Below are 17,889 nucleotides of genomic sequence, written 5' to 3' on the forward strand. Positions count from 1 at the left end.
CAGTTTGTCGTGTTTACGTAACACCTTGACATACAATAGTTTACATGGAGCGTTGACTCCGCTTTCCAAAAGGCCACCTTTTAGCTTGCAAAAGGTGGCCTTTTGTCGTCTGAAAGACGGCCTTTTACAATGCAAAAGCATACCTTTCAGAAATCGCCCCGCATACAGCCGTCTGCCGGTTGAGCGCAGGCGGCATAAAATCAGACGTGCAGCCCTTATGTATAGACAAATGTCCTATTTGTCGCAAAAGATGGAATAAAACTTTATTTAATCAAAAAGTTTAGTATAAAAGGTGTAATTTTTGTTAAAATAATTTGGCGTACATTGATTTTTGGAATATCTTTGCAAGATATTAAATCATACCCGTATCATAAATGAAGTTCACCAATATACTTCTGACAATCGCCGTATGCAGCTCGTTGACATCCTGCTTTAAGGACGAGCCGCTCAACGCTGAATGCGACATCGAGCAGGCATACGTACACACAGACAATCCTTCAGACATATTTTTCGCGCCCAGCGACACGCTGGTAAACGTGCTTTCAGATGCTAATAACATCGTTTTTGAAATTAAAGAGGGCGCAGATGTATCTGCAATGGCGCCGATATTTCATATAACCGAAGGCGCAAAGATTGAGCCGGCAAGCGGTTCGGTGCACGATTTCAGCGACGAAAAGGAAGTAACTTATAAGGTTACGTCTGAAGACGGTAATTGGAGCCGTGTTTACAACGTGTCATTTAGGCTTACGGAATCGCCAAACAAGTTTGATTTTGAGAACATAAGGCTTGTAGACGGCAGTGCCGGCGGTCAGTTCTATGAATGGAGCGACCTTTCAAAGTCTGGCGGCTGGATGGGTAATTGGGCAACAGGAAACCCCGGATTTAATTTAAGTGCACAGTTTATTGGCGGCTCAATACCGCCGGAAAACTATCCCTCCTCACCAATAACCGATGGATATAAGGGAAAGGGCGTTAAACTTGAGACGATGAGCACCGGCAGTTTCGGTTCAATGGTCAATATGGGTATAGCTGCAGGAAATCTCTATATAGGAGAATTTGATGCGAGTAAGGCACTCAGTGGAACTGACGGTGCATTGCAGGCAACAAGTTTCGGGCGCACATTTGATAAAGTTCCGTTAAAGCTGACAGGATGGTATAAATATAAATCTGGCGGCGAATGCGTTGACGGAAAAAGGAAACCGATACCGGGAACCTATGACAAAGGCGATATATATGCTGTAATATACAGAAATCATGACAACAATAATAAGGCCATAACGCTCCATGGCGACGATGTGTTGACAAGTCCTTATATTGTAGCAATTGCCCGCGTGCCGGAAGTTAAAGATACACAAGAGTGGACATCGTTTGATGTTGACTTTGAATATCGTTCGGAGATAGACAAGCAACTACTTGCTGACCATGGATATAACCTAAGTGTGGTATTCACATCAAGTATCGAGGGAGCGTCATTTAAGGGTGCATTAGGCAGCACGCTTATAGTTGACGAAGTTGAAGTGGTCTGCGAAGAAACAACCGAATAGTCATGAAGAAAACGTTTATCACATTAGTCCTGACCGTCCTTACGGCCTCTGCGGCCTTCGGAGCAGGCATATTCGACAATCTTGTTTACAACCTGCGCTTCGGCTACAGCGTGGGAGGCACAGCCCCCATAGGCATGCCGGCGACGATAAGAAGCCTCGACAGCTACAAGCTCGAGCCCAACTTCTCGCTCGGACTGGGCATATACAAGCCCCTGTCAGACAAGTGGGGACTCACCACCGGACTGCATCTTGAGAACAAGGGAATGAACATCGACGCCACCGTCAAGAACTATCACATGGCCATCGTGAGGGGAGGACAGAGGCTAGAGGGCCAGTTTACCGGCCACAACGCTTCCGAGGTGGAGATGTGGATGCTCACACTTCCGCTGCAGGCAACCTACGCCCTTAACAGCAACCTGCACCTGAAGCTCGGTCCCTATCTGTCTTACGTCAGGTCGCACTCCTTCCGCGGATATGCCTACGACGGCTACCTGCGTGTCGGCGACCCCACCGGAGCAAAGGTGGAGCTTGGCTCTGACGAGGGCAGCCGCGGCACTTACGACTTCAGCGACGACATGCGCTCATGGCAGCTTGGCATGATGCTCGGCGCCGAATGGTACTTCCACAAGCAGTGGGGAGCCTTTGCCGACGTCTCATGGGGATTCACCGGAATATTCAGAAAGCACTTCGATACAATCGAACAGACGCTTTACCCGATTTACGGAACAATAGGTGTTTCATATAAAATAAAGTAACATAATAACAAAACAAGGAAAAAGATGAAGAAAATTTTTACTATTATTGCGCTCCTCGCACTCACTCTTACAGCAGGAGCTAAGGATTTTACCGACCAGCTTTCAATCTCTTTGGGCAGCGGCGAACCTACAATATCTGAATCAACAATATCTGTTGAGGAAGTAGAAGGCTCTGACGGACTCTACAACATCACTCTGAAGAACTTCTCTTTCGGTCCGTTGAACCTCGGCGACATCAAGGTTGAGAACGTAAAGGGCAACGATGAGGAGCCAAGCGGATACACATGGTTTGAAGAGACAAAGGCTTCTGTAAAAGTAAACATAGGAGTTCCTGTTACAGCTGAGGTTACTGTCAACGAAGGCAGCTACATGCATGGCGACAAACTCTACATGACAATGACAATATCTGCTGTCGGAATGAATATCTCTGCTGTGTTCGGAACACCCGAAAGCCAGGCTAAGAGCTATACAGACAACCTCGTTGTTACAGTTATGGGCAGCACAATGCCGGCTCAGCAGGCTACAATCGAAGTTACAAAGCAGTCAAACGGCAAATACACTCTTGCTCTGAAGAACTTCGAGCTTACAGGAGTTATGGCTGTAGGTACTGTTGAAATGACAGACGTTGACGCCGTTGAGGAAGACGGAGTTGTTAAACTCAGCACCAAGCAGACCGTAACTATCAAGGCCGGCGACGATCCTGAGGTTAACTGGGCACTTAAAGGCGTACCTGTAGACGTTGACATGACAGCTGATATGACTGACGACAAGCTGAAAGCCGACATCAATATTCTGTATTCAATTCCAGGTGTTATGGACATGGATATCAATGTTAAGTTCGGTTATGAGTCAGCAGGCATCAGCGCTCCTGTAACCAACAGCGGCGTTGAAGCTGTATACGACATCAACGGAAACAAGCTGAACGGCATGAAGAAGGGTCTCAACATCCTGAAGAAGGCCGACGGAACAACCGTTAAGGTTATCAAGAAATAAGGACGTGCGACAATGATTTGCGCCGCTGAAGGCGCAGACTTACGGCGCTTAAAGATAAAAATCCCGTACAGGAAACATCTTGTACGGGATTTTTTCGTATCTTTGTATTGCGCTGAAATGGGCGCAAAGGCCGCACAAAGGCCTGCAACCGACTAAGAACTGCATAAAAAACACGCTTATGGAAAAGCTTCTTCATTATGTATGGAAGCACAAGATGTTTCCCGTAAGGCCGCTCCTTACCACCACGGGCGAGAGCGTTGAGGTGATAGACGCAGGTCTGCCCAACACCAACGCTGGGCCCGACTTCTTCAACGCGAAGGTCAGAATTGGCGGCACTATGTGGGTTGGAAACATCGAGATACACGACAAGGCATCCGACTGGTATGCTCACGGACACGACAAAGACAAGGCCTACGACAACGTTGTGCTGCATGTGGCTGCCGAAACGGGGCAGGACATCATAACGTCCGACGGCCGCAAGGTGGCGCAGATAAGGCTCGACGTGCCGCAGGAGGTTAGCCGCAACTATGACGAACTTATCACCACCGACCATTATCCGCCATGCTACGCCATCATATCGCAGCTAAGCCGGCTCACGGTTCACAGCTGGATGAGCCGCCTGCAGGCCGAACGGCTGGAGCAGAAGACCGACGCCATAAGGCAGAGGGCCGACAGGTGCGGCGGCTCATGGGAGTCGGCGCTCTTCGTAACGATGGCGCGCAACTACGGATTCGGCGTCAACGGCGACGCATTTGAGGCGTGGGCAATGAGCGTTCCGCTGCAGAGCGTGGCTCATCACCGCGACGACCTGTTCCAGATAGAGGCAATATTCATGGGACAGGCAGGTCTGCTTGAGTATGACACCATACCCGAACCTTATCGCAACGACGCCATGAAGGAGGGCTATTTCGACCGTCTGCGCAAGGAATATCAGTATATGGCGCATAAGTTCGGCCTTACTCCCATCGACGCCGGCATGTGGAAGTTTCTCAGGATGAGGCCCCAGAACTTTCCTCACATACGCATATCGCAGCTGGCACAGCTCTATCATTCGCGCCAAAGCGACCTGAGCCGCCTTGCCGAGTGTACATCGGTTGAGCAGCTTAAAGCCCTGCTGCGCACCAGGGTTACGCCTTACTGGGAGACTCACTACACCTTCGGCAGCACGAGCGTTAAGAACCGCAAGAGTATTTCCGACCCGTCGCTCAATCTGCTCATCATCAACACCGCCGTGCCCATGCTCTTTGCCTACGGCCGCCACCGCCACGACGAAGCCCTGTGCAGCCGCGCGTTCAGTCTGCTCAGTGAGCTGCGTGCCGAAAACAACCATATAGTAAGGCTGTGGGAGCAGTGCGGACTGAAGGCCGAAAACGCCGGAGACAGTCAGGCGCTGATACAACTGAAGAAGGAATACTGCGACAAGAAGGACTGCCTTAGATGCCGCATAGGATACGAATATCTGAAGACAAAGCGCTGACAGGACAACAGAAATGTGCCTTTTTATCGCAATCCGTGCCATATAAAACGGCATATCAGAAGCCGGATAGATGCCGATTTTACGGCCATTTGTAACCTCTTGATTATCAACATGATACAAACGGCTTTCTAAAAGGCCATGTTTTAGGCTCCAAAAGGTGCCATTTCATCGTGTAAAAGGTGCCCTTTCGCAAGCCAAAAGGCCACCTTTCAGAAAACGCCCCGTCATGCCCCATACAACAAGGGCATAAACCTGACTAAGAAACTGCCGTGAAGACAAAACAAATCTTTTAGCACAAAAAAACAGAAAATAATACGGAAAAAGCCTTATCTTTGCATCCATTATGGAATATATATTCACCACACGAATGATGGTTCGCGACTATGAGTGCGACATCGAAGGCATTGTGAACAACGCAAACTATCTGCACTACACCGAGCACACGCGCCACCTCTTTCTGAAAGAGTGCGGACTCAGCTTCGCCGAGATGCACCGCAAGGGCGTCGACGCCGTCGTGGCCCGCATGAACCTGCAGTATAAGACGCCGCTGAGATGCGACGACGAGTTTATATCATGCCTCAACCTCAAGAAGGAAGGCTTGCGATATGTGTTCTATCAGGACATCTACCGCGCCTCTGACAACAAGATATGCTTCAAGGGCGTGATAGACCTTGTATGCCTGGTGAACGGCAAGCTGGCCAACAGCAAGGAGTATGACGAGGCTTTCAGCCGCTGGCTTTAGGCAGCAGCGGCCACAGGCGCATGCGCCTAAAGCCCCCACATCACTCCCATAAGCCCCATAAATCCCGTCCCTCCAATCCTCAAAAAACATCCCCGCCATGCACGAACAAGAGATATTAAACATGCTTACGCTCAGCAGAATCAGCTATTTTAATTCTGCCGAGATAACCGCATTGTGGCGCAAGGCGGGCAGCGCTACGGCCATTATGGACAACCGCCGCAACATATTCGGCCTGATGCCAGACTGCAACCGCCGCACTGCCGAGGCGCTGGCCGACACGGCTGAGGCAGAGGCAAGGGCAGAGAGCGAGATTGAGTTTGCGGCACGTAACGGCATAAGCATATTGTGCATGGGCAGCGAAGACTATCCGCAGCGGCTGAAGGAGTGCATCGACGCCCCGCTCGTGCTGTTCTATAAGGGCACGGCAAGGCTCAACCGCATGCGCGTAATCAACATCGTCGGCACGCGCCACTGCACCGCCTACGGGCAAGACTGCATACACAGCTTTGTTAAAGACCTGTCTGCGATGTGCCCCGACGTGCTCATTGTAAGCGGACTGGCATACGGAGTGGACATCTGCGCGCACCGCGAGGCTTTGGCAAACGGACTCGACACGGTGGCCGTACTGGCTCACGGATTAGACTATCTCTATCCGCCACGCCACCGCGACACGGCCGACAAGATGCTCACTCAGGGCGGACTGCTCACCGAGTTCTTCTCAAACACCAATGCCGATAAGCTCAACTTTCTGCGCCGCAACCGCATTGTGGCAGGCATGTCCGACGCCACGGTGCTGATAGAGAGTGCCGCCCACGGCGGCGGACTTGTAACGGCGCGCATTGCCAACGGCTACAGCCGCGACGTGTTTGCCTTTCCCGGTCGCACGGGTGACATGTATTCAGAAGGCTGCAACAACCTTATACGCGACAACAAGGCGGGCCTTATATGCGGTGCCGCCGACTTTATAAACGCCATGGGATGGCAGACCGACGCCCGTCTGGAGCAGGCTCGCCGCAACGGCATAGAGCGCACGCTCTTTCCCGTGCTTACTGCCGACGAGCAGGCCGTGGCCGATGCCTTGCAGAAGGAGAACGACCAGCAGGTAAATAGTCTGACCCTGACCTCCGGCATCCCCGTCAGCCGCCTCGCCGCCACCCTGTTCACGCTCGAGATGAAAGGCATGGTGAGGTGCATGGCAGGAGGAGTTTATCATTTAATTAATAACTGAAAATAGAAAAAACGTCAGGTAGTTAAAGGAGTTAAAGTAGTTATCGCTCACGCGGTGAGCTAGTAGTTAAAGTCAAATGCCTTGTGGCTTATCCCGTCATAAGTTTCATTATGTCCCATAAGTTCCACAAACACCAGCAGGACATTCGGCTTTAACTCCTAGCCGGCACAGCCGGCGATAACTCCTTTAACTACTAGCTCACCGCGTGAGCGATAACTACTTAAGACCAAACCATCAACCCTACACGCAATGAAAATAGGCAACATACAGTTTGGCGACCGGCCTTTGCTGCTGGCGCCGATGGAAGATGTAACCGACATAGGATTTCGCCGGCTGTGCAAACGCTACGGAGCGGCTATGGTATACACCGAGTTTGTCAGCGCCGAAGCACTGGTGCGCTCGGTTAAGAGCACCATGAACAAGCTCACAATAAGCGACGACGAGAGGCCCGTGGGCATCCAGATCTATGGCCGCGACGTGCCGCAGATGGTTGAGGCGGCAAAGATTGTTGAGGAGGCCGGCCCCGACCTGATAGACATCAACTTCGGTTGTCCTGTCAAGAAGGTGGCAGGCAAGGGAGCCGGAGCAGGCATGCTGCAGAACATTCCGCTGCTGCTCGACATAACACGCGAGGTGGTCAAGGCGGTGAAAGTGCCCGTAACGGTGAAGACAAGGCTCGGATGGAACAGCGACAACCTCATAATAACCGAGCTTGCCGAGCAGCTTCAGGACTGCGGAATACAGGCTCTGACGATACACGGACGCACAAGGGCGCAGATGTACACAGGTCAGGCAGACTGGACTCTGATAGGCGAAGTGAAGCGTAATCCGCGCATACACATCCCCATAATAGGCAACGGCGACATCACTACGCCCGAAGAGGCCAGGCAGGCGTTTGAGCGTTACGGCGTAGACGCGGTGATGATAGGCCGCGCAACGTTCGGTCATCCGTGGATTTTCAAGGAGATTCGCGACTATCTTAACGGCAAGGAACCAGACCCTGAACTCGACTTCAACCGCAAGCTGGACATCCTCGAGGAGCAGTTGCGTATCAACGTGGAGCGCATAGACGAGTATCGCGGCATACTGCACACGCGCCGTCATCTCGCCGCCACCCCAATATTCAAGGGTATTCCCGACTTCCGTCAGACGCGTATAGCCATGCTCCGCGCCTCGACCGTTGACGAACTGATGGCCATTCTCGAAGATTGCAGGAAGAGACTGGGTAATTAAGAATTAAGAACTAAGGATTAAGAAAGCATGACTTGGCAGCTGAAAACACAGCTGAAGATAGTCCTTTTAATTGAGACTTAAAGTCTAATGCATAATAATAAGAGGGCGTAGAACCTGCCAGATTATGAATTATAAATTGTTAAACGAAGTTCGGCATTAGCCAATTATGAATTAATCGTGTGATAGAATTTTATGAACAGCGATTTATCAAGAACCCGACTGCTGCTCGGCGACGATGCCACTGAGAGGCTGTGCGCAACGCGCGTCATTGTGTTTGGCGTGGGCGGAGTAGGCAGCTGGTGCGTTGAGGCACTGGTGCGCTCGGGCGTAAGACATATAACCATTGTAGACCCCGACCGTGTGTGTCCGTCGAACATCAACCGGCAGCTCATGGCCACCACGTCGACCGTGGGCAAGCCGAAGGTGGAAGTGCTGCGCGACAGACTGCTCGACATCAGTCCCGAGGCTGAGGTTGACGCGCGTTTTATGGCGTTCAGTGCCGATACGGCGGCAGAATTTAATCTCAACGACTACGACTATGTTGTCGACGCGATAGACAGCATAGCCGACAAGATGCTGCTGATACGCACGGCATGCCGCTCAAAGGCCACCCTGCTGTCGTCTATGGGGGCAGCGCGCAAGCTCGACCCGTCGCGCATCAAGGTTACAGAGTTTTGGAAGGTGGAGGGCTGTCCGCTTGCCCGCAAGCTGCGTCAGGAGTTCAAACGTCAGGGAGACAAGCCTGCACGCAAGTTCAGATGCGTATATAGCGACGAGCTTCTGCCCAACCAGGGCACGTCAGACGAGGCGCGCGCCAACGGCTCAATGCTCCACATAACCGGCATCTTCGGCTTCACCCTGGCAAGCCAAATCATCAATGACGTATTCAAAGAGGCAAAAGGGGAGGATAGGAAGTAATAATTAAAAATTAAAAAGTAAAAATTAAGAATTAAGAAAATTAGCCCAATTATTAATTAATACATAATTTTTGGGGACAATTAACCAACCCAATAATGAATTGTGAATTATTAATTATGAATTAAAAATATAACTATGGAAGGCTATAAGACAAAAGAATTCGGCGTGCCCGTAAAGCGTTACTGTCAGACAATGGAGCTGAAAGACGACGCGGAGCTTATCCGCCGCTACCGCGAGGCCCACGACAAAGAGCACTTCTGGGACGAGATTAAGGAAGGAATAAAGGCCGTAGGCATATTGGAAATGGAGATTTACATTCTCGGCAACCGCCTGTTTATGATTGTCGACGCACCGTTAGACTTCGACTGGGACAGTGCGATGGCGCGCCTTGCCACGCTGCCGCGACAGCAGGAATGGGAAGAGCATGTGGCAATGTTTCAGGACTGCGCCGCCGACGCCACGTCAGACCAGAAGTGGCAGATGATGGAGCGCATGTTCTATCTTTACGAATAACGCATCATATTGATGCCTGATGAAACAAGCCCTGACGCCATTTCAGAAGCGTCAGGGCTTGTTCTTTTATCACAAAGCCTTGCGGCCGCTCCTTGCCCTTAGCCCTGCCGCAGCCCCTTATCATGCCGTAAGCGGTAAGCCTTGTTACCTTCTGCTTTCCAAAAGACGGCATATCGCATTGCAAAAGGTGCCCTTTTACACGCTGAAAGGCCACCTTTTAGGAGCTAAAAGACGGTCTTTTGCAACGCGTTGAGCCACAGTGTGTTACAAGGGCGGGTGCCGTTGGCGTGCGTTCTGCCTTCATTATGGCCGCCGGCTGCCGGCGTTGCGTGTCCAGTGCGGCTGTTTCGGCCTTGTCAGTAGGCCTGTGCCGGGGACTTATATCGGCGCAAGTGGCGGTGTGGCAGCGTGTTGCGCGCATAAAAATAAGTTATGCAGAATTAAAAAAACTCTTTTATTTTGTTTTCTCTCTGACTTATGTTATCTTTGCAGATGATTTAAATCGCGATTTAATTATGAAAATAGCTCTTATCGGCTATGGCAAGATGGGCAAGATGATTGAGCAGATAGCCCTTGGCCGTGGCCACCAAATTGTAAGTATAATCGACATCGACAACCAGCAGGACTTCGACAGCGAGGCCTTTGCCTCGGCAGATGTTGCCATCGAGTTCACCAATCCTACTGCCGCCTACGGCAACTATCTCAGGGCCTTCGCGCACAACGTCAAGGTGGTGTCGGGCTCTACGGGATGGATGAAAGACCACGGCGACGATGTCAGAAAGATGTGCGCCGAGGGCGGACAGACCCTCTTCTGGGCCTCTAACTTCAGTATAGGCGTGGCCATATTCTCGGCCGTAAACCGCTATCTGGCAAAGATAATGAACGGATTTCCGCAGTATTCGGTAACAATGGAGGAGACTCACCACGTGCATAAGCTCGACGCTCCGAGCGGCACGGCGATAACTCTTGCCGAGGAGATAATAGACAATATCGACCGCAAGGACAGCTGGGTGAAGGGCACTCTGAAGGCTCCCGACGGCCATATAGAAGGCTCTGCCGACTGCGCCGACAACGAGTTGCGCATCGACTCGGTGCGCCGTGGCGAGGTGCCGGGCATACACACTATTGCATACGACAGCGAGGCCGACTGCATAACCATCACTCACGACGCCCATTCGCGCAAGGGCTTTGCCCTGGGAGCAGTGCTCGCAGCCGAATATACGGCACAGCACAGCGGACTGCTTACGATAAGTGATATGTTTAAGTTTTAAACTTTAGGAGTTAAAGTAGTTAAAGAAGTTATCGCAGGCTGTGCCTGCTAAGTAGTTAAAGTCATTAGCCTTGAAGGCTTTTTGCACGTGTGCAATGTGTATGTGATTATTTATACCAATAATAATCCTCAAGGGTAATGACTTTAACTCCTAAGCCGTACTTGTACGGCGATAACTACTTTTAACTCCTTTAACTACTAAACAATAAATATTTACACCAATGATTGACAAAGAAAAGAAAAAACTTAATATGAAGGTTCAATGGACCAAGTTTGCCGTTGTAACCCTGTTGTATCTCATTTTCCTCTACTGGCTTGAGAGCTGGCTCGGACTTATCGTCGTTCCGTTTATCTTCGACGTCTACATAACAAAGAAGATACGCTGGCAGTGGTGGAAAGACTCAGAGCGCCCCGTGCGCTTCATCATGTCGTGGGTAGATGCTTTGGTGTTCGCCCTCGTGGCCGTCTATTTCATCAACCTGTTCTTCTTCCAGAACTATGTCATACCTTCTTCGTCGCTCGAGAAGTCGCTTCTCACCGGCGACTACCTCTTCGTGAGCAAGGTAAGCTATGGTCCGCGCATACCGCAGACGCCCCTCACCATGCCGCTCACACAGCACACGCTGCCCGTGTTCGGCTGCAAGTCGTACATCGAATGGCCGCAGTGGGACTATCGCCGAGCAAAAGGCCTGGGCAAGGTTGAACTCAACGACATCGTGGTGTTCAACTATCCGGCAGGCGATACACTCGTGTCAAACCCGCAGTATCAGGCAGCCGACTACTATCAGATGTGCTATTCTTATGGCAGTCAGCTGATAATGGACCATCCAGACATGTCGAAACTCACTCCGCAGCAGCAGCGCGACTGGTACAACAGAGTGTATAACATCGGACGAAACTACATCCTCGACAACCATCCTGAGTTCGGTTCGATAATCTCAAGGCCCGTTGACCGCCGCGAAAACTATGTTAAGCGCTGCGTTGGTCTGCCCGGACAGACGCTCCAGATAAAGGACCGCATAGTGTATCTCGACGGCAAACCCAACAAGGAACCCGACAATGTGCAGTACACATACAACGTGAAGCTCAACCAGCCGCTGCCCGATGACCTCATGCATGAGCTGGGAATAAGCATGGAAGACCTTACGAGTCTTAACCAGAACGGATACATGCCGCTGACCAAGAAGGCCGCAACGGCACTGGCAAAGCGCCGCGACCTCGTGGCAAGCATAGCCCTTAACACCGAGGCTACCGTGGGAGACATCTATCCGCTGAACGCTTACACGGGATGGACACGCGACAACTATGGTCCGGTATGGATTCCGCAGAAGGGCAAGACCATAACTCTCAATATGAAGAACATTGCCGTTTACGAGCGTCCTATACGTGTGTATGAGGACAATCAGCTTGAAGTTAAGAACGGAAAGATATACATCAACGGCAAGCAGACAGACAAGTATACGTTCAAGATGGACTATTACTGGATGATGGGCGACAACCGCCACAACTCGGCCGACTCGCGTTACTGGGGCTTTGTGCCTGAAGACCACATCGTGGGCAAGCCTATCTTCATCTGGTGGAGCAGCGATCCCGACCGCAGCGGATTCTCAAAGGTGCGCTGGAGCCGCCTGTTCCGTTTTGTTGATAACATAAAGTAAAAGCAATATATTAAGGACTTTGAACTGAGAAAGGAAGTAGGGCGCCGGCCGTAAGGCCCGTTTGCACGGCGCAGGCAGCGTCTTGACGCGCCACGGCATCTGCCGCATCGGCAAATAACAAGGCCGTAAAGAGAGGCCGGCAAGCATCCGCCCGACGGGTCTGCGCCTTACTTCTTCACTCTTGCTTCATAACTCTTAATCCTAAGGACTATGAGAAGTGCGCTCAAGTTTGTGATGGCGTTGATAGTCACAATCTTGTTGATGTTGGCTTTCCGCGCTTTGGTGTTTACCGTTTACACGGTCAGCGGCTCAGGGCTTGAACCCTGCTTTGTAAGTGGCGACCGCGTGCTGGTAAACAGGTGGAGCTATGGCCTGCGCACGGGCGGCGGTCCTTACTTCAGATACACGCGCTGGATGCCATCGCCCGTTGAGCGCGGCGACCTCGTGGCCTTCAACTGTCCGGCCGACTCATCCGTTCCATTCACAAGTCTTCCTGTAAGCGCCTGCTATTGTACTGGCGTGCCCGGCGACACCGTCATGGCCGACGGCGTCAGACTGATGGTGCCCGGCAGAGACCACATAGTAAAGGTGAGCGAGAGCAACATGCGCCTGCTCTGCTTTCTGTATAACAGATACGAGGGGCGCAACGCAGAGATTGCAGACGGCCGCCTTATCGTGGACGGAGCAGAGACACGCTGCGCAGCCTTCGGCAACGACTACTACTGGTTCAGTTCGGGCCGTCCCTCAGAGCCATACGACTCGCGCTTCTTCGGCTTTGTTCCCGAGACACACATCATCGGCAAGGTGTCGGTGCTGCTCTGTTCTGTCGACCCTTCGCTGCCGTTCTACGAGTGTCTGCGCCCCGGACGCAACATGCAGATCATAAGAAAGCCCAGACCTCTTGGCGCAGAATAACTGCACTGCCGGGCTTAATCCAACCGTCTGCGGCGCTCTTGGCCGCCATTCTTATGACGGCAGACAGCCGCGTTGAGGCGTTGAAATGGCGCATTAATATAACAGCAAACATTTAAAGAAACAACAAATCCACCCCATATCATGTCAGAAGCACTGCTTTCATCGGCCTATTTCGGCCCCGTACAATGGTATCAGAAACTCAACCGATACGACAAAGTCAGGGTTGAGGCTTACGACAGTTTCATCAAACAGACCTACCGCAACCGCTGCGTGATAGCCACCGCCAACGGCCTGCAGGCCCTTACGGTGCCCGTGGAGCGCACCGCCGACGGCCAACGGCCCGATGAACAGGGACAGGTGCCAAAGTGCCTCATGAAGGATGTGCGCATAAGCAACCACGGAAACTGGCGCCACATACACTGGAACGCGCTGATGAGCGCCTACGGCGAGTCGCCGTTCTTTGAGTATTATGCCGACGACATCAGGCCGTTTTTTGAGAAGGAGTGGACCTTCCTTTACGATTTCAACGCTGAGATATGCGCCAAAATGTGCGAACTCATCGACATAGAGCCTCATGTGGAGCCTACTGAGGGCTACATGTTCAGCGACGAGGCAGAAGGCATGGGCATCGACGACTACCGCGACGCCATACGCCCTAAGCACAGCATGCCCGACCCGATGTTCGCTCCTAAGAGATATTATCAGGTGTATGAGCAGCGCCACGGCTTTCAGCCTAACCTCAGCATACTCGACCTGCTGTTCAACATGGGCACCGAGAGCGTGCTCTATCTGTAGACATAACGGCTCAATGAGGCCCAGTCCGGCTGCCTGATTGAGCCGATTTTCTTGCGGTTTCATCGTGCCAACACGCCCGGAACCGCTGCCGGCTTTCGATTTTTTAACTCTTGCGCTTTCGCGTTTCTTTACAAAATAAATTTCCGTTTGAGACACTCCGCTGTCCGTTTTATAACACTCCGCACAGCCGTTTATGGCTGTTTTTTCCCCATTTCACCGCCATTTACGGCCAAATCTGCCATGTTTTGCGCCCCGTTTCACTGCTTTTTGCCATGCAGTTGGCCGTATATTGCCGTGTAAAAGGTGGTCTTTTGCATTACGAAAGGCCACCTTTTGTACGGCAGCCGCATTGCTCTTGATGCGGCTTAAGACGTAAGTGACATGCTGTCAGGCGGTTACGCATTTAACACAAAAACGCCTGTTTTTCAGTCCTGACTGCGCTTTCGTGCCCGGCATTGCCGTTCTGAGAGCCTTAACCGGATTTGCGGCTCATGTTGCTTTAACACAGTTTAACCCGCTGCCAGCCGTAGCCGGTCAGCCGTCGGCGGCATGTCGCGCGTCGTTCAGAAACATTCTCACCGGGCAGCGGTGCCGAATGGCGGCGGCAGACGGCATGAGAGGCTGTGCAGCTGCGCACGGTGCGGCGTGTAAGCTCTTTGTAAACAAATGCAGCAAGAACATTTTTCGTAGATTAAAATGACTAATTTTTCGGTTTTTCATATTTTTTATTACTACATATCCACGTTTTTTAAATTATTGTATTAGATTTGTAACCTGTTAATTCATTTAAACTAAGAAAACCATGTACAACAAAACATTAAAATCTTTTCTTCTTATCATGATCGCCTCAGTGGTCATGAGTTCTTGCATAGGTTCGTTCGGCCTGTTCAACAAAGTGCTCGACTGGAACAAGGATGCCACGGGCAACAAGTTCCTCAACGAACTTATCTTCATAGTCATTTCGCCCGCCTACGTGCTGTGCGGAACGGCCGACTTGCTTGTCCTTAACACCATCGAGTTCTGGTCAGGCTCAAATCCTCTGGCCGAGAATGTAGGCAAGACGGAGAGCATCATGGGCAGCGACGGCAAGCTGTATGCCGTTACCACGCTCAAGGACGGATACGAGATAAAGGATGCCGACGGCAATGTGATGAACTTTACATATAACGAGAAGGACAACACTTGGGCCGTTGAGAAAGACGGAACCACAACCGTGCTGCTCAAGATGAAGGGCAACGACACGGCGCAGATATATCTGCCGGGCGGCAAGACCATGGACGTTACGCTCGACAAGCAGGGCCTTTATGAGGCAAGAATGGCTGTCAACGAGGGCGTTTACTTCGCTGCAAGATAACAACGGGGCGGCGCTGCCGCTGTAAATACGCATTAAGGGCGGAAAGATGCGTGCCTGCGCGGCATGCGGTCTTTCCGCCCTTAACTGTTGTTATGTCTTCATTCTATTTGCGCCCGAGCTTCTCTGCACATTCAGGACACAGGCCCTTTATCACGTAGTTGATGCTGTTGAGCACGAAACCGCCCGGCAGGCTCACCACGGGCACGTGTATGCGCTTCAGGCAGAACGTGCGCTGGCAGTTCTCGCAGTAGAAGTGTGTGTGCTCGTCTTCCACTCCGCAGTCGCAGTCGTCGCTGCATACGTTGTATTTAAGGCTGCCGCTTCCGTCGTCCACCACATGTATGAGGCGGTTCATCAGAAACACCGACAGAGTGCGCGATATGGTGCTCTTGTCTACCGTCGGCAGCAGTTTCTCGAGCTGCGGCAGCGACACCGTCTCGTCGCCCCTGAACATCGCCCGCAGAATCAGCAGGCGTGTGGCCGTCGGCTTTATGCCGCGGTGCTTCAGTTTGTCTATATAGTATTGTTCAGATGCCATTTCGGTGCAAAAATAACTCTATTTGTCCGAAAAGCAAAATTTAGTGGCCATTATTTCTGTTTGCGCCGTTGCGCTCTCCGGCCGCTCTGCCGAAGAATATCCTTGTGGCGTTGAGCACGGCCAGCAGGGCCACGCCCACGTCGGCAAACACAGCCCCCCAGAGGTTTGCCATGCCCGCAAGTCCGAGCAGCATCACTGCCACCTTTATGCCGATGGCCATCACTATGTTCTGCCTTACCACACTTACGGTGCGCTTGCCGGCCCTTATCGCCTCAGCCACCTTCGACGGATGGTCGGTCTGGATGACCACGTCTGCTGTCTCGACGGCCATGTCTGAGCCCATCGCACCCATGGCAATGCCCACGTTGCTCAGTGCAAGCACAGGCGCGTCGTTGATGCCGTCGCCCACGAAAGCCACGTTGCGGCCCTCGCGCTGCAGCTGTTCTATATGCCTTACCTTGCCCTCCGGCATCAGGTCGCCGTATCCCTTGTCCACCTTAGTCTCGGCTGCCACCTTGTCTACGAGCGCCTGCTTGTCGCCCGAAAGTATGTCCATGCGGCTTATTCCGCACTTTCTGAGCCTTCTGACGGCCTCTGCCGCGTCGTCCTTAAGCGTGTCGGCAAGTAGTATGTAGCCCTCATACAGGCCGTTCTTGGCGCATGCCACGATGGTCTCGGGCACGCTCTTCAGCTCCTCCGGATAGCTTACGTTCTCGCGGTCGAGCAGCCTTAGCGTTCCGGCAAGCCATCTGTTGCCGCCTGCCGTGGCCGTCATGCCGTAGCCGGGCAGGTCTTTCACGTCGCTCACCTCAGCCGTCCTGTCGCCTGCATAGGCAGTTATAGCCTTGGCAATGGGGTGGTTGCTGCTGCGCTCCATAGCCGCAACGGTGGCCAGCAGCTTGCCGGTGTCGTTGCCGCAGACCTTAGTCACGGAGAACACTCCGCGTGTCAGCGTGCCCGTCTTGTCGAACACCACGGTGTCGATATGCGTCACGGCGTCGAGCCAGTTGCCGCCCTTGAACAGTATGCCGTGCCTTGATGCCGCGCCGATGCCTGCGAAATAGCTCAGCGGTATGCTTATGACGAGGGCGCAGGGGCACGATATCACGAGGAATATCAGTGCGCGGTAGAACCATGTGCTGAAGTCGTAGACGAAGCCGGTGCCTGCTGCCGACCAGATGTAAGGCACGATGACGGTGAGCGCTGCCAGCGCTATTACGGCAGGGGTGTATATCCTTGCAAACTTGCGTATGAAGAGTTCGGCAGGCGCCTTGCGCTCCGATGCCTCCTCGACCATCTTCAGTATGCGTGCCACGGCGCTCTCGCTCTCGGGCCGTGTAACCTTTATCCGCGCCACGCTCTCCGTGGCTATCATGCCGGCAAGCACCTCGTGGCCGTTCTCAATGGTGCGGGGCATGCTCTCGCCGGTAAGCGCAGCCGTGTTGAAGGCAGCGTCGCCGCTTGTCAGTATGCCGTCGAGCGGCACGCGTTCGCCCGGCTTAACCTCGATGATTTCGCCCGGAATGACGTTTTCGGGCTTGTCGGCCACCTTATGATTGCCCCTTACTATGACTGCCATCTTGGGGTGAAACTCCATCAGGCTGCGTATGTTGTCGCGCGCCTTGTCGACGGCCATGTCCTGAAGTGTCTCGCCCACGCAGTAGAACAGCATCACTGCCACTGCCTCGGGATATTCGCCTATGATGAAGGCGCCTATCGACGCTATTGTCATGAGCATGAACTCGCTGAACACTTCCTTCTTCATTGCGTACTCCCATGCCTCGCGCATCACGCCGAGTCCTACGGGCAGGAACGCCAGGATGAACCATGCCAGGCGCACAATGCCGTTGTTGAAGATTACGGCTCCTCCTTCGGTGAAACATATTCCGGCCATGAGCATGAAGAAGGAGATTATCGGTTTCTGAAATTTCTTGGTTACCATGTCCTTTGTCTTTA

General features: G+C 52.4%; 17 protein-coding genes. 14 read left to right on the forward strand and 3 right to left on the reverse strand.

Annotation, left to right across the window (positions count from 1 at the left end; all coding sequences use genetic code 11):
- The first annotated feature begins 374 nt into the window (after nucleotides 1–374).
- The 9 genes from ACZMIG_RS10180 to ACZMIG_RS10220 all read left to right on the forward strand — a co-directional run bounded on the left by ACZMIG_RS10180 (nucleotide 375) and on the right by ACZMIG_RS10220 (nucleotide 9,403).
- Nucleotides 375–1,544 carry a PCMD domain-containing protein gene (locus ACZMIG_RS10180; RefSeq protein WP_053397806.1) on the forward strand — a complete coding sequence of 390 codons (1,170 nt, stop codon included), beginning with the start codon at nucleotides 375–377 and terminating at the stop codon, nucleotides 1,542–1,544.
- Nucleotides 1,545–1,546: 2 nt separating this feature from the next.
- The gene (locus ACZMIG_RS10185; RefSeq protein ID WP_370798698.1) at nucleotides 1,547–2,299 is read left to right on the forward strand and encodes a porin family protein; all 753 of its coding nucleotides are present in this window, start codon (nucleotides 1,547–1,549) and stop codon (nucleotides 2,297–2,299) included.
- 24 nt (nucleotides 2,300–2,323) lie between these two features.
- Nucleotides 2,324–3,292 (forward strand): calycin-like domain-containing protein, encoded by a 969-nt coding sequence (locus tag ACZMIG_RS10190; RefSeq protein ID WP_486997509.1) that lies wholly within the window; start codon nucleotides 2,324–2,326, stop codon nucleotides 3,290–3,292.
- A 178-nt stretch (nucleotides 3,293–3,470) separates the two neighbouring features.
- Entirely contained in the window at nucleotides 3,471–4,769 is a 1,299-nt protein-coding gene (locus ACZMIG_RS10195) for a DUF2851 family protein (RefSeq protein WP_487889509.1), read from the forward strand.
- 340 nt (nucleotides 4,770–5,109) lie between these two features.
- Nucleotides 5,110–5,511: an acyl-CoA thioesterase gene (locus ACZMIG_RS10200; RefSeq protein WP_053397802.1), complete on the forward strand. Its 402-nt coding sequence runs from the start codon at nucleotides 5,110–5,112 to the stop codon at nucleotides 5,509–5,511.
- A 97-nt stretch (nucleotides 5,512–5,608) separates the two neighbouring features.
- Complete coding sequence (gene dprA, locus ACZMIG_RS10205; protein WP_487889510.1) at nucleotides 5,609–6,739, forward strand: DNA-processing protein DprA; 1,131 nt, start codon at nucleotides 5,609–5,611, stop codon at nucleotides 6,737–6,739.
- Nucleotides 6,740–6,988: 249 nt separating this feature from the next.
- Nucleotides 6,989–7,972, forward strand: a complete 984-nt coding sequence (dusB, locus tag ACZMIG_RS10210; RefSeq protein ID WP_021856027.1) for a tRNA dihydrouridine synthase DusB — start codon at nucleotides 6,989–6,991, stop codon at nucleotides 7,970–7,972.
- Between the two features lie 192 nt (nucleotides 7,973–8,164).
- Nucleotides 8,165–8,890 carry a tRNA threonylcarbamoyladenosine dehydratase gene (locus ACZMIG_RS10215; protein ID WP_482682386.1) on the forward strand — a complete coding sequence of 242 codons (726 nt, stop codon included), beginning with the start codon at nucleotides 8,165–8,167 and terminating at the stop codon, nucleotides 8,888–8,890.
- 129 nt (nucleotides 8,891–9,019) lie between these two features.
- Nucleotides 9,020–9,403 (forward strand): L-rhamnose mutarotase, encoded by a 384-nt coding sequence (locus tag ACZMIG_RS10220; RefSeq protein WP_370798909.1) that lies wholly within the window; start codon nucleotides 9,020–9,022, stop codon nucleotides 9,401–9,403.
- A gap of 4 nt (nucleotides 9,404–9,407) precedes the next feature.
- On the opposite strand, the gene ACZMIG_RS10225 is transcribed toward ACZMIG_RS10220, so the two are convergent.
- Nucleotides 9,408–9,575: a hypothetical protein gene (locus tag ACZMIG_RS10225; RefSeq protein ID WP_164511787.1), complete on the reverse strand. Its 168-nt coding sequence runs from the start codon at nucleotides 9,573–9,575 to the stop codon at nucleotides 9,408–9,410.
- Nucleotides 9,576–9,918: 343 nt separating this feature from the next.
- On the opposite strand from ACZMIG_RS10225, the gene dapB reads away from it, so the two are divergent.
- The 5 genes from dapB (at nucleotide 9,919) to ACZMIG_RS10250 (ending at nucleotide 15,395) form a co-directional block, all read left to right on the forward strand.
- Nucleotides 9,919–10,674 (forward strand): 4-hydroxy-tetrahydrodipicolinate reductase, encoded by a 756-nt coding sequence (dapB, locus tag ACZMIG_RS10230; protein ID WP_487889511.1) that lies wholly within the window; start codon nucleotides 9,919–9,921, stop codon nucleotides 10,672–10,674.
- Between the two features lie 220 nt (nucleotides 10,675–10,894).
- Entirely contained in the window at nucleotides 10,895–12,331 is a 1,437-nt protein-coding gene (gene lepB / locus ACZMIG_RS10235) for a signal peptidase I (protein ID WP_487889512.1), read from the forward strand.
- Nucleotides 12,332–12,541: 210 nt separating this feature from the next.
- Entirely contained in the window at nucleotides 12,542–13,246 is a 705-nt protein-coding gene (gene lepB, locus ACZMIG_RS10240) for a signal peptidase I (protein ID WP_487889513.1), read from the forward strand.
- Between the two features lie 141 nt (nucleotides 13,247–13,387).
- Nucleotides 13,388–14,041 carry a WbqC family protein gene (locus tag ACZMIG_RS10245; RefSeq protein WP_487889514.1) on the forward strand — a complete coding sequence of 218 codons (654 nt, stop codon included), beginning with the start codon at nucleotides 13,388–13,390 and terminating at the stop codon, nucleotides 14,039–14,041.
- 838 nt (nucleotides 14,042–14,879) lie between these two features.
- Nucleotides 14,880–15,395: a DUF3332 domain-containing protein gene (locus ACZMIG_RS10250; protein WP_487889530.1), complete on the forward strand. Its 516-nt coding sequence runs from the start codon at nucleotides 14,880–14,882 to the stop codon at nucleotides 15,393–15,395.
- 103 nt (nucleotides 15,396–15,498) lie between these two features.
- Here ACZMIG_RS10250 and ACZMIG_RS10255 read toward each other — a convergent pair whose 3' ends face one another.
- Together ACZMIG_RS10255 and ACZMIG_RS10260 are read right to left on the reverse strand one after the other, a co-directional pair.
- Nucleotides 15,499–15,933, reverse strand: coding sequence for a Fur family transcriptional regulator (locus ACZMIG_RS10255; protein WP_021856019.1), 435 nt, complete (start codon nucleotides 15,931–15,933; stop codon nucleotides 15,499–15,501).
- Nucleotides 15,934–15,973: 40 nt separating this feature from the next.
- Nucleotides 15,974–17,875, reverse strand: a complete 1,902-nt coding sequence (locus ACZMIG_RS10260; RefSeq protein ID WP_487889515.1) for a heavy metal translocating P-type ATPase — start codon at nucleotides 17,873–17,875, stop codon at nucleotides 15,974–15,976.
- Nucleotides 17,876–17,889: the final 14 nt, after the last annotated feature.

It is taken from the genome of Xylanibacter sp. (assembly GCF_057607445.1).

Bases quoted from the DNA above. Each gene is read 5' to 3' on its own strand.
- ACZMIG_RS10180 (WP_053397806.1), top strand. From the start codon at position 375: ATGAAGTTCACCAATATACTTCTGACAATCGCCGTATGCAGCTCGTTG.
- ACZMIG_RS10185 (WP_370798698.1), top strand. From the start codon at position 1,547: ATGAAGAAAACGTTTATCACATTAGTCCTGACCGTCCTTACGGCCTCT.
- ACZMIG_RS10190 (WP_486997509.1), top strand. From the start codon at position 2,324: ATGAAGAAAATTTTTACTATTATTGCGCTCCTCGCACTCACTCTTACA.
- ACZMIG_RS10195 (WP_487889509.1), top strand. From the start codon at position 3,471: ATGGAAAAGCTTCTTCATTATGTATGGAAGCACAAGATGTTTCCCGTA.
- dprA (WP_487889510.1), top strand. From the start codon at position 5,609: ATGCACGAACAAGAGATATTAAACATGCTTACGCTCAGCAGAATCAGC.
- dusB (WP_021856027.1), top strand. From the start codon at position 6,989: ATGAAAATAGGCAACATACAGTTTGGCGACCGGCCTTTGCTGCTGGCG.
- ACZMIG_RS10215 (WP_482682386.1), top strand. From the start codon at position 8,165: ATGAACAGCGATTTATCAAGAACCCGACTGCTGCTCGGCGACGATGCC.
- ACZMIG_RS10225 (WP_164511787.1), bottom strand. From the start codon at position 9,575: ATGCCGTCTTTTGGAAAGCAGAAGGTAACAAGGCTTACCGCTTACGGC.
- dapB (WP_487889511.1), top strand. From the start codon at position 9,919: ATGAAAATAGCTCTTATCGGCTATGGCAAGATGGGCAAGATGATTGAG.
- lepB (WP_487889512.1), top strand. From the start codon at position 10,895: ATGATTGACAAAGAAAAGAAAAAACTTAATATGAAGGTTCAATGGACC.
- lepB (WP_487889513.1), top strand. From the start codon at position 12,542: ATGAGAAGTGCGCTCAAGTTTGTGATGGCGTTGATAGTCACAATCTTG.
- ACZMIG_RS10245 (WP_487889514.1), top strand. From the start codon at position 13,388: ATGTCAGAAGCACTGCTTTCATCGGCCTATTTCGGCCCCGTACAATGG.
- ACZMIG_RS10250 (WP_487889530.1), top strand. From the start codon at position 14,880: ATGATCGCCTCAGTGGTCATGAGTTCTTGCATAGGTTCGTTCGGCCTG.
- ACZMIG_RS10255 (WP_021856019.1), bottom strand. From the start codon at position 15,933: ATGGCATCTGAACAATACTATATAGACAAACTGAAGCACCGCGGCATA.
- ACZMIG_RS10260 (WP_487889515.1), bottom strand. From the start codon at position 17,875: ATGGTAACCAAGAAATTTCAGAAACCGATAATCTCCTTCTTCATGCTC.